Annotated in this window: 9 protein-coding genes and 3 pseudogenes; 2 read left to right on the top strand and 10 right to left on the bottom strand. The window is 50.2% G+C overall.

The genetic code is table 11. The features are described from left to right. Window positions 1-233: 233 nt before the first annotated feature. Window positions 234-416, bottom strand: a complete 183-nt coding sequence (locus tag CPT76_RS05885) for a DUF896 domain-containing protein (RefSeq protein WP_105442230.1) — start codon at window positions 414-416, stop codon at window positions 234-236. A 101-nt stretch (window positions 417-517) separates the two neighbouring features. Further along, window positions 518-898 carry a LysM peptidoglycan-binding domain-containing protein gene (locus CPT76_RS05880; protein WP_105442229.1) on the bottom strand — a complete coding sequence of 127 codons (381 nt, stop codon included), beginning with the start codon at window positions 896-898 and terminating at the stop codon, window positions 518-520. Between the two features lie 239 nt (window positions 899-1,137). On the opposite strand from CPT76_RS05880, the gene lexA reads away from it, so the two are divergent. Next, complete coding sequence (lexA, locus tag CPT76_RS05875; protein WP_076171240.1) at window positions 1,138-1,764, top strand: transcriptional repressor LexA; 627 nt, start codon at window positions 1,138-1,140, stop codon at window positions 1,762-1,764. Between the two features lie 95 nt (window positions 1,765-1,859). Here the strand turns inward: lexA and CPT76_RS05870 are convergent. The 6 genes and pseudogenes from CPT76_RS05870 to catA all read right to left on the bottom strand — a co-directional run bounded on the left by CPT76_RS05870 (window position 1,860) and on the right by catA (window position 8,812). Continuing rightward, a pseudogene (locus CPT76_RS05870) lies at window positions 1,860-2,799 on the bottom strand (response regulator transcription factor). Beyond that, the gene (locus tag CPT76_RS05865) at window positions 2,774-4,603 is read right to left on the bottom strand and encodes a sensor histidine kinase (protein ID WP_105442228.1); all 1,830 of its coding nucleotides are present in this window, start codon (window positions 4,601-4,603) and stop codon (window positions 2,774-2,776) included. The pseudogene CPT76_RS05870 and the gene CPT76_RS05865 overlap by 26 nt, the downstream one beginning before the upstream one ends. A gap of 67 nt (window positions 4,604-4,670) precedes the next feature. After that, on the bottom strand, window positions 4,671-5,549 hold the full coding sequence (locus tag CPT76_RS05860) for a carbohydrate ABC transporter permease (RefSeq protein WP_105442227.1): 879 nt from the start codon (window positions 5,547-5,549) through the stop codon (window positions 4,671-4,673). Between the two features lie 15 nt (window positions 5,550-5,564). Continuing rightward, window positions 5,565-6,454: pseudogene (locus CPT76_RS05855) on the bottom strand (carbohydrate ABC transporter permease). A gap of 128 nt (window positions 6,455-6,582) precedes the next feature. Continuing rightward, on the bottom strand, window positions 6,583-7,935 hold the full coding sequence (locus tag CPT76_RS05850; RefSeq protein WP_105442226.1) for an extracellular solute-binding protein: 1,353 nt from the start codon (window positions 7,933-7,935) through the stop codon (window positions 6,583-6,585). A 226-nt stretch (window positions 7,936-8,161) separates the two neighbouring features. Beyond that, window positions 8,162-8,812 carry a type A chloramphenicol O-acetyltransferase gene (gene catA / locus CPT76_RS05845; protein ID WP_105442225.1) on the bottom strand — a complete coding sequence of 217 codons (651 nt, stop codon included), beginning with the start codon at window positions 8,810-8,812 and terminating at the stop codon, window positions 8,162-8,164. 220 nt (window positions 8,813-9,032) lie between these two features. Between catA and CPT76_RS05840 the strand changes: the two genes are divergently transcribed. After that, complete coding sequence (locus tag CPT76_RS05840) at window positions 9,033-9,416, top strand: DUF1259 domain-containing protein (RefSeq protein ID WP_105442224.1); 384 nt, start codon at window positions 9,033-9,035, stop codon at window positions 9,414-9,416. An 86-nt stretch (window positions 9,417-9,502) separates the two neighbouring features. Here the strand turns inward: CPT76_RS05840 and CPT76_RS05835 are convergent, their stop codons facing one another. Further along, window positions 9,503-9,628, bottom strand: a complete 126-nt coding sequence (locus tag CPT76_RS05835; RefSeq protein ID WP_094596460.1) for a sporulation protein YjcZ — start codon at window positions 9,626-9,628, stop codon at window positions 9,503-9,505. Between the two features lie 154 nt (window positions 9,629-9,782). Next, window positions 9,783-9,989 (bottom strand): annotated as a pseudogene (locus CPT76_RS39070) (glutamine synthetase); the annotation flags it as partial.

The raw sequence follows: 9,989 nt of genomic DNA, 5'->3' as shown, positions 1-9,989 counted from the left end.
TTTCAGCTATATAGTTTGAACGAAAGTTTTGCTATTTACTTCCTAATATATAACGGCCCAATACTGCTTACAGCATTTATTCCTGTTAGTTTCACATTCTATATAATAGAAAACAAACGAAGGAAACCTGGTGCGCTTACAATAGAAGCATTCTGTTATTGGTAATGAGCCATACAAAACTTGAGTCATTCTATACCATGATCGAATGTATGAGTCTAATCCAGCCGCTGGTGTTAATTCTTCTCTTCATCCACCCATTCAATCGAGTCCATCTGCTGTCTGAAATTTCTGCGGACATTCTGAAGGTATCTCTCACGAAGCTTGGCCCGTTCTTCGATCTCCTCTTCGGTTAAACCGGATTCCTTTTGCTTGCGCGCAAGCTCATTAATTCTCTCCACAACGCTGTCGATATCCATACAATTACTCCTCCAATATTCAAGTCATACCTAACTTTGCCATGATAAAAAGAGCTTGTCAAGGTTCACACCTTTCCAAGCTCTTGATCATTTATCTTCTATTAATATTGTGGGAGTGCCAATACTTCTCCGGCTTGAATTTCGCTGCTGGTTAAATCGTTATACTTCTTCACCGCCATAATATATGCGCGGATATCCATGTCTTCCGGCTTATGGGCAGAAGCGATTCCCCACAACGTATCGCCTTGCTGAACGATGACATTTTTCTCTAACCGAACATCATCCGAGGTTCCCGCGAATACGCGAACGACACCTGTACATCCCACCAAAATAATCAGGGCCGCCAGGATCAGTTTGATCAAGGCAGGGCCTGACACGAAGGACTGGACTTTCTTCAACCAAGGAGTTGCTATAGCTTCATTGATGGATGGGTTAACGGATGGGTTATTATAAATACTTTGGTATGTAGTGTGTTTCAGCATAAATATTACGCCTCCAAACGTTTGTTCTTGTTTTATGAGAACAATATAACACGAACATTTGTTTTGTTCAATACTTTTTTCGAACAATTGTTCCTATGTTTTTAGAGGCGGGTTTCCTTCATTCAGAAGCCGCAAAAATCCCGCCCCATCAAAGTAAAATCATTTAGAACTTATGTTTGTACGAACGGCAGTTCTATGTTATAATTTTACCAAACGTTACTAAATGGGGTTGATGGGGAATGTCAAAGATATCTAGCCGGCAACAAGCGATATTGGAATTTATCAGAAATGAAGTCCGCGCCAAGGGTTATCCTCCATCCGTCCGAGAGATCGGTGAGGCGGTAGGGTTGGCTTCCAGCTCGACCGTACACGGCCATTTGGACCGTCTGGAGAAGAAAGGCTTGATCCGCAGAGACCCTACGAAGCCTCGTGCCATTGAACTGTTGGGACAAGAAGAATCCGAGAGCAGCAATCTGTTCACGCATACGATCGCCAGAGTTCCCGTAGTAGGCAAGGTCACAGCGGGGGTGCCGATCACGGCAACGGAGAACATTGAAGATTACTTCCCTCTGCCGCAGCACTATGTCGGAGACGAGAAAGTATTTATGCTTTCCGTCGTTGGGGACAGTATGATCGAGGCGGGCATTCATAACGGTGACTACGTCATCGTGAGACAGCAGCAGACAGCCGATAACGGGGACATCGTCGTTGCCATGACGGATGAGGATGAAGCAACCGTGAAGACGTTTTACAAGGAGAAGGACCATATCCGGCTTCAACCGGAGAACCCGGCTTACGAACCTTTGCGTCTGAACCATGTCACCATTCTGGGCAAAGTCGTCGGGCTGTTCCGCGATATTCACTAGCAGATGATGCTGGACAAGCAGCAATAGAGCCCTTGCTCTTCCTTACTCAGGAAGGTCAAGGGCTCTTTTGGGCGTTGGGATCAAGGCAGGATGATTCAGGTGGGACACGCCTCACGGGAATCCGCCGTTTGTTCCAGACGGTACTCCGTCGGAGTTTTTCCCGTTTTTTTGCGAAACACCTGGGTAAAATGCTTGACGTCCACATATCCGACTTTGTCCGAAATGTCGGCCAGCTTCAAATGCGTTTGCAGCAGCAGCTTGCAGGCTTGTTCGATCCGCAGATTGGTGACGTATTCCTTGAAGCCGCTTCCCGTCTTCTGCTTAAACAGCTGGCTGAAGTAGACCGGATTCAGGAACACGACCGAAGCTACCTTTTCCAGGGACAGATCCGTATGATAGTGCGCTTTGATGTACTGCACCGCAACCTCGATCGCGCGGTTACCGCCCGGGTTGTTGTATTCGTACTCCAGCGATGCCGTCTAGATGCACCGGCGCGTCGCTCTCCATCTTAACCATCACCAGTTGGAATGCAGGGTAGCTCTCAATTATAGACGCGACGTCAAGGCGCCCGGTATCGAGTCCGCTCGCCCAGCGCTGAAATACAGCCTCGCGCAAATACTTCAGGTTAGACTTCAGCAGCTCCGCCTCGCGCACGATTTCGTTCTCCCGATCCATCTCCTGAGCAAGTCCGGATATCATGGAGAGCAGCAGCTCTTTCCCGATCGGCTTGAGCAAATAGTCCTTAGCCCCAAGCTTGACGGCTTCCTGGGCGTAGGAAAACTCGGAATAAGCCGAAATAATGACCCATTTGATATGCGGATAACTGCCTTGGCACAGCTGCATCAATTCAAGACCCGTCATTCCCGGCATGAGGATATCGGTCAGCACCAGGTCAATCCGATGTCTGCGCAGCTGCTGAACCGCTTCCTCTGGATTCGCCGCCAGGTGAACATAATGCTGCGGATATGCCCGGTGGATGGTGCGCTTAATTCCGTCACGGATCACATGCTCATCGTCCACGACTAAAATGTTCATCTTCCATTCCTCCTTGATGCCGGATTGGTAAACGGATGGTTACCGTCGTTCCTTCCCCTTCTTGACTGTCCAAGTATAAACCGTACGGACTGCCGAACATCATTCGGATCCGCTCATGCACATTGCTCAAACCGATGCCACGGCGAAGCACGGGGCCGTCTCTGTCCTCCGCTTTGGGCGATGTTCGGTTCCCGCCCTCCAGCAAGCTTCTGACCCGCATCAGCGTGTCTTCGTTCATTCCCTTCCCGTTATCCCGAACGACGACATGCAGATCGCCCATGACCTGCTCCGCCGTAACGAGCAGCATGCCCTGCCGATCCAGCGGCTCCAGTCCGTATTTTACAGCGTTTTCAATAATCGGCTGAATCGTCATTTTCGGCAGCGTGACGTCCATCCACTGCGGATCCACATCGATTTTCGGTACAAGCCTGTCCTCAAGCCGGTTCTCGATGATCGTCAAATAATGCCGGATCTGTTCCAATTCCTGACGCAGCGTCGTCCTGGAGGCCTCCTCCCAGTTGCTGCTGTAACGGAACATTTGCGACAGCGACAGAATGACCCTGCTGAGGCGTTCATTCCCCTTTTCATCCAGCATCCAGTAGATCATGTCCAGCGTGTTGTACAAAAAATGCGGATTCACCTGGGACTGCAGCGCCTGCAGCTGCGCATTCTTCTCGCTGACGGTCGTGACCTTGATCGTCTCAATCAACTCATCCATCCGGTGCACCATCCGGTTGAAGGAAGACACCAGGCTGTTGATTTCGTCAAACGAATCGACATTAACCGAACCGCTGAAATTGCCCATCTCCACCTTTTTCATTTCCCGGATCAGCAGCTTCAGCGGGGAAGCAATGTTGCGCGATACCAGCGTGGCCAGAACCGTCGAGACAATAATCAGCACTATCAGGACGATAACGAGATATTGAGTCGTCTGGTTTACTTCCGCCTGAATGTCATGCTTCGGGGTAAATCCGTAGATCGTCCAGCCCGCCATGGGCGTATTGGCAGCAACCACCAGCTGGCTTGAGCTGTCGTCCACCAGAATACCGTCCTCGGCACCCGGTTTCGGAATGCTGGCAAAGTCCGGCGCCTCCGTACCTTTTTTACCGGTCGAAGCGATGATGCTGTTGTTCTGATCGATCAGATACACGCGGCTGCCCGGGCTGATCGTCACATTGGACATCGCCTCCATGATGGACGAAGGATTCGCTTCGATGACCATGATGCCAAGCTGCTTGTGCGTGTTCAGATCATACAGCTTCCGTCCGAACACAAAGACGTTCTCTTTCTGCTGCAGCGTGTTGATCGGCGATCCCGGCATGATCCCGAGCCAGACCATATTGCCCGACGAGGCGTTCAGCTCGTTGTACCAGGACGTCTGGGCGTAATTGTTGTCGATGACCCCGGCGAACTGGCGCTCATAGCTGTACACTTTGCCCCTGTCGGTCAGAATATGGATGCCTGTAATATCGTTCCTTGAATAGTAAGCTGCCCCGATAATATTCGTAATCGTTCGTTCGTTTTCGATGGCAACGGTCTCTTTCACATGGGTCTCCTGAAGCAGCCGGGTCAGCTCGTAGTTGCTGTTGAGCGACTTGGAGAGACTGTTGTAGCCTTGAAGCAGCGAGTTGAACAGTCCGGCGGTCTGCGAAATGTTCTTCTCGGCGATATCATTCACCTTGGTATGAATAATGGAAATCGTGCGGTAATAATACACGACACTGATCAATATCAATATGCCGGTCATGCAGCATAGAAACAGCAGAAAAAGACGGCTGTGAATCGAACGAAAATGTCGCCCCACAGATACATTCCCCTTTCGTATCCGGTCATCCATTTGTCATTCTATCACAGAAGCCGTCTTTACCCTACTAACCTTTTACTGCACCTGCTACCATACCTTGGGTGATCTTGTCGGCCAGCAGGAAGTAGATAATGATGACCGGAAGCGCGCCCAGCACAAGAAATGCGCCGATGGCTCCATAGTTGACCGAGTATTGGCTGACGAAGCTGTTGACGCCGAACGGCAGTGTTTTCAGCTTTTCCGATGAAATAAACGTCGCAGCCAAAATATATTCGTTCCAGATGTTGATGAATGTCAGGATACACACCGTCATCACCGGCGGAACCGAGATCGGCAGGATGATGCTCGAGAATATGCGCCCGATCCCCGCTCCGTCCACCACCGCGGATTCTTCGATCTCATGCGGAATGGTTTTCATGAACCCGCTGAGAATAAAGATGGCGATCGGCATGGAAAATGCCACATACGGAAGAATGATCGACAGATGCGTATTCAGGATATGCATGTTTTTGAAAATGATCATGAGCGGCAGCAGCGTCGCCTGCATCGGGATCATCATTCCGATCAAGAATACGACCATGACCGCCCCGCCAAAGCGCCACCGGAAACGACTGATCGCATAGGCGCACAGGGAGCTGAGAATAATGACGGCAATCATCGTCACGGATGTGACAAAGATGCTGTTCAACAAATAGCGGAAATAGTTGCCCTCCAGCGCAGCGCTGTAATTGGCCCACTGCGGCGAATGCGGAAGGGCAAAAAAGCTGCCCGACAAAATTTCTTCATTGGATTTCAAGGAATACAGGAGCAGCCACAGCAGTGGATACACCTGGGTTACAAACAGAATGCCCAGCACCAGAAACACGATGGCCTTCGTAACGGAAAACCGTTTGCGTCCGGTTGCGGCCACCTGCTTGTTCAAAGCGACGGCAGTGCTTGTGTTCATTGGCGGTTTCCTCCTTTACGAGTATCGTTTCTCCAGTTTGTTGAAAATGAAGTTGATGCAGAACGTGGCGGCCAGACAGAGCACCACCAGGAATGCGGCGATCGAGCTTCCGTAACCGTATTTCATGGATGTAAACGACATATTGTACATGTGCGTGGAAATGACATCCGTGGCATGCGCCGGTCCGCCTCCCGTCATGACCATGATCATGTCGAAAGCTTGCAGCGAGCCGATGAAGGCCAGCACGATGGAAATTTTGAAAATCGGGACAATCAGCGGAAACGTAATGTGCCAATCCGCTTTAAAGCCTTCGGCACCGTCGATACGGGCCGCTTCGTACACATCGTCCGGGACATTCGAAATGCCCGTAAATTGAATTAAGGTATGGTAACCCAGGTACTGCCACAGGGCAACGAAATACAGCGAGTACATGGCGACCGAAGGATCGGTGAGCCAGGCTTTGCTCCAGGAATGCAGTCCGACCGCATCCAGAATTTGGTCAGCATACCGCCCATTGAAGCTGGGTTATAGATCGTTTTCCACAGCTGGCCGACGACAACGACGGACAAGATGACCGGTAAAAAGTAGCTGGACACTAAAAAATTCGGTTTTCGCACGTAACGCTTCAGCAGTATGGCTACGAGCAGTGCGATAGGAATTTCGGCCATGGAAAAAACCGCAAACATTAGCGTTCTTCGCACCGACGGCCAAAATACCGAGTCGTGGAACAGCAGCTTTTTGAAATTGGCCAGACCCACAAACGTCGATTCGCCGATCCCGTTCCAGTCCAGCATACCGCTGTACATGGATACGAGAATGGGAACAAACACAATACCGATATAGATGATTAAGCAAGGAAGCACAAACGCGGCAATCGTCCAGCGGGAGACCTTCAGCACGTTCACGACTTACCTCTCCTCCTTCTCCTTCTTGGCTGCAATATTCCTCATGGGAATTGAAGGGAACGGCATCCGGAATGCGTTCCCTTCGTTTTTAAATACTTGTTCTCTCTATAACTAGCTGTATCCGTTGATTATTGATTGTTATCTTCGAACCCGGCTTGATGCTCTTTAGCCACGTCCGCAGAATTTTTCTTCTGGGCGAACAGGTTTTGAATGCTGGAGAGGTGAACTTGAGCTGTGCCCGGATTCATCGTGTTGTCAAACGCCAGGTCTCCGCCTTTGACTTCCTTGAACAGGTTCAGTACGTCCATGGCCATGTCGGAATATCCGGCAGCCTTGAAGTCGCCGTCCACTTTCTGGCCGATACCGACCGCGCCTTTGGCTTCAAAGGCTTCTTTCGGGAAGTTCAGCATGAAGTAGTTGAGGAACTCTTTCGTTTCCGCAAGATGCTTGCTGTCTGCTGCAATGGCGAACCCGCTTCCCGGCGCCAGCATGAATTCGTCCGGGTTGCCCTTGCCGCCGATCGTCGGGAATTTGAAGACGCCGACTTTGCCGTTGACGGAAGACGATTCAATGCCGCCGGTTGCCCACGTTCCCATGTAGTACATCGCTGCTTTACCGGTTTTGAACAGGTTCTCGCCGGCGTTGTAATCGAAGGAGGTTGCGCCTTCCTGGAAAGCTCCGGCTTGCACGAGGTTTTGGAATGCGTCAACCGCCTCAACGAAGGCCGGATCTTCAAACGTCTTTTTCTTGTCGAGGACGTCCTTCAGGAATCCAGGGCCGTTGTTCGTGCGAAGCAGCATGTTCATGAACAGGAACGAACCGGTCCAGGTGTCTTTCTCGCCGATTGCCATCGGCTGAATGCCTTTGGATTTGAGCGTTTTGACGACGTCGACCATTTCCTCAAACGTGCTTGGAACCTTCACGCCGCCTTTTTCAAACAGTTCTTTATTGTAGAAGACCACGCCGATGTTGTTGCCGTCCGGTACCGCATAAGTACTGCCGTCAAAGCTGTACCAGTCAAGCAACCCGTCCTGGAACGTGTCCTTCAGACCGTTCTCGGCCAGCATGTCATCAAGCGGAGCCAGCAGCTTGGCATCGACAAAAGGCTGCATTTGCGCCGCAGGGTTCACGACCGTAATGTCCGGAATTTCCTTGGAGGCCGCCTGCGTTTTCAGCTTCAGCTTCTGCTGGTCGGTGTTGAGCGAATCCAGTTCGATTTTGATATTCGGATGATCCTTCTCATACTGATCCACAATCTTGTTCATGATCTTGTTCTTCGGATCCGTCGGGTCCGGATAGATGTTTTGGAAAGTAATCGTAATGTTCTTGTCCTTCGATGTGTCGGATGTGCTGCTGTTGGATCCGGCCGCGCCTGATGCGCTGCTGCCAGAGTCCTCCTTGTTACCGCTTCCACAAGCCGTAAGACTAAGCGCCAAGGTGCCTGTAAGCACGATGCTTAATAATTTCGACATCTTTGCCATCTTGTTATCCCCTTTTTGTTTGGTATGGGTTCATTATGCCGCGATTCGACTCGAAAAGGGAGGTGAGAAATTCAGGAAATAGGTTTAATTTCTAAAGGTCCCCTTAAATGATCGCCCCAGACAATGCAATATTATAAACGAAGCATTGCTGAACAATCGACAAAAAAGGAACCCTGTAAGGGTCCCCTGAGAATCCTTTCATCCTCATTTATAGCGTGTACATCCCTCAATCCATCCAATCGGTGCAGGTGTCGGCGAGCTGCTGCAGCTCTTGCAGAAACATCCCGGCATGGTACCCGTCACAGACGGCATGATGCACCTGCAGCGAAACCGGGAGCAGAACGTGCTTCCCTTCCCGAAAATACTTGCCCCCCGTGATGATTGGCAGCAGGTAGCTTCCGCCATGATCCAGATTCAGGTTAAAGCCGGTAAAACTGACCCATGGAATCATGGATACGGAGAAGGTATGAGGCGGCATGTCTTTTTTCGTAAACAGCCCCATGCTCTCCCCATAAAGGAGCTGATCCTCCCGGTAAAGTTCCATAAAGCTCCGGTAGCTGCTGCTGTACTCCGTCCAGATCGCGGAGAAGGTATCGTTTTCCGGGTGAAAAATCGTATAACACGGACTCATCTGCTCCCAGAAGCCAACCTGCTCCTCCCGAATATCCATCCGAAACTCCACATGCGCATTTACGATTCTGGACAGCATGTACAAAAAGGCGGGGTACAGCTTCATCCCCCTCTTCTTCAGCTCGCCCAGCAGCAAGGTGATTTCGATGTTGGCTGTCATGCTGAAGGTGCACCGGTTCTGTTTGAAATAGTGGTCAAAATAAGGCTGTCTGTCCCACTGCCCGGTTTGGATCGGAATAAATTTCATGTATGAACCCTCCTAAAATGTGTATTTCGCGATTTTAGGAGGGTAAATCAACGGATTTCACCACGACGCTCACTCCATATACAGGGTTGGTTACTATGCCATTGTATCCAATTTCGCTGGACAACAAAACAATTTTATAGATTTATAGACTCCTGCTTTTCCTTTCTAGCACGGTTTCACATAAGTTAGATCATCAAGAGATGAAAGGAGAAATCCGTGTATGAACATCTCCAAATCGCTGTGCGACCGATTGGTCGCCATTCTCGGGGGCAAAGGCACGTCGGACGGAAAAAGCTGCTCCATCATGATCGAAAGAAAGCTGAATGCCAAAATTCTCGGCAGAAACTATGAAACCGAACACGAAATCACGATCCAATCTTTGAAAAACGGCACAACGCTCAACACAGCGGAAATCACGCTCCTTCAGTCGGAAGTCCAGCGCTTTACCAGTGCCGCCCGCAAGCAAGGTTTTAAAGTGACCGCCATCCACAATCACTGGCTCTTTGAAAAGCCGAGGCTGATGTACCTTCATTTGGAAACCGTCGAGAACCCCGTTACGTTTGCCAGAAAATTAAGAGCGGCTTTAAATGTGCTGAAAAAGTAAGCTGTGTGCACCACAGATACGATCATGCCGATTCCGACAAGAAAAGCCCGCCGGCAGATGCCAACGGGCTTTCAGAACCCTTTATTTTAGTAAATAAAGGCTCTCGTGATGATGACCAGCAGGATGAAGAGAACCAGGATTGCTCCTACGCCTCCGCCCCACAGACCACCATAACCGTATCCTACTCCAACGCCTCCAACGCCATCGCTCATGTGATAACCTCCTTGATTTATAAGGTACACCATATTCATATGGCGAAAAGCATAAAGAGGTATAGGCTAAATGGTAAGAACAGTGAGATTGGGCAGCTGCCGGGCAGACGTAAAAAATCCCCCGCACCGTTCAGGTGCAGGGGATTGTCCATTCTTAGTACAGCGTGATGTATTGATCGCGCTCCCATTGATGAACTTGTGTTCTGTACATATCCCATTCGATTTCCTTCAGCTCGTAGAAGTGAGCCAGGGCATGCTCGCCGAGCGCGTCGATGATGACTTCGTCGCGGATGAGTTCTCCGAGGGCTTCCTTCAGGTCGGCTGGCAGGCTTGGGATGCCTTCTTCAATACGCTCTTCTTC

It is taken from the genome of Paenibacillus sp. AR247 (assembly GCF_002968895.1).
In the GTDB taxonomy this organism is placed as follows: Bacteria; Bacillota; Bacilli; order Paenibacillales; family Paenibacillaceae; genus Paenibacillus_AQ; species Paenibacillus_AQ favisporus.
The sequence above is the reverse complement of the archived record's forward strand: the minus strand, read 5'-3'. Positions and strand labels throughout refer to the sequence as shown.

Bases quoted from the DNA above. Each gene is read 5' to 3' on its own strand.
- CPT76_RS05860 (WP_105442227.1), bottom strand. From the start codon at position 5,549: ATGAACACAAGCACTGCCGTCGCTTTGAACAAGCAGGTGGCCGCAACC.
- CPT76_RS05840 (WP_105442224.1), top strand. From the start codon at position 9,033: ATGAACATCTCCAAATCGCTGTGCGACCGATTGGTCGCCATTCTCGGG.
- CPT76_RS05885 (WP_105442230.1), bottom strand. From the start codon at position 416: ATGGATATCGACAGCGTTGTGGAGAGAATTAATGAGCTTGCGCGCAAG.
- CPT76_RS05880 (WP_105442229.1), bottom strand. From the start codon at position 898: ATGCTGAAACACACTACATACCAAAGTATTTATAATAACCCATCCGTT.
- lexA (WP_076171240.1), top strand. From the start codon at position 1,138: ATGTCAAAGATATCTAGCCGGCAACAAGCGATATTGGAATTTATCAGA.
- CPT76_RS05835 (WP_094596460.1), bottom strand. From the start codon at position 9,628: ATGAGCGATGGCGTTGGAGGCGTTGGAGTAGGATACGGTTATGGTGGT.
- catA (WP_105442225.1), bottom strand. From the start codon at position 8,812: ATGAAATTTATTCCGATCCAAACCGGGCAGTGGGACAGACAGCCTTAT.
- CPT76_RS05850 (WP_105442226.1), bottom strand. From the start codon at position 7,935: ATGGCAAAGATGTCGAAATTATTAAGCATCGTGCTTACAGGCACCTTG.